Origin of the sequence: Duganella vulcania, assembly GCF_009857655.1 — a bacterium.
Classification (GTDB): domain Bacteria; phylum Pseudomonadota; class Gammaproteobacteria; order Burkholderiales; family Burkholderiaceae_D; genus Rugamonas; species Rugamonas vulcania.
In genome coordinates, this window is record NZ_WWCX01000326.1 from 1 (window position 1) to 276 (window position 276).

Here is a 276-nt window from a genome sequence, read left to right on the forward strand (position 1 = left end):
CGGCGATGCCGCCGGTGCTCAGCGCGGCGATCGAGGCGGTGGCCAGCGAATTGATCTGGCCGGTGGTCAGCGCGGCCACTTGCGCGGTGGTCAGCGCGGCGATGGCGGCGGTCTTGACGGCCGACAGATCAGCCGTTTCCATCGCGGCAATGGCGTTGGTCGACAGCGCGGCCACTTGCGCGGTGCTCAGCGCGGCGGCTTCGCCGGTGCTCAGCGCCACCACTTGCGCGGTGGTCAGGGCCTTGACCTGGTTCACGCTCAGCGAGGCGACAGCGT

General features: G+C 70.7%; 1 protein-coding gene. It reads right to left on the reverse strand.

Annotated features, from left to right (window positions below; translation table 11 throughout):
• The coding region (locus GTP90_RS36235; RefSeq protein WP_161087980.1) for a hypothetical protein at positions 1-276 on the reverse strand (276 nt) is incomplete at both ends.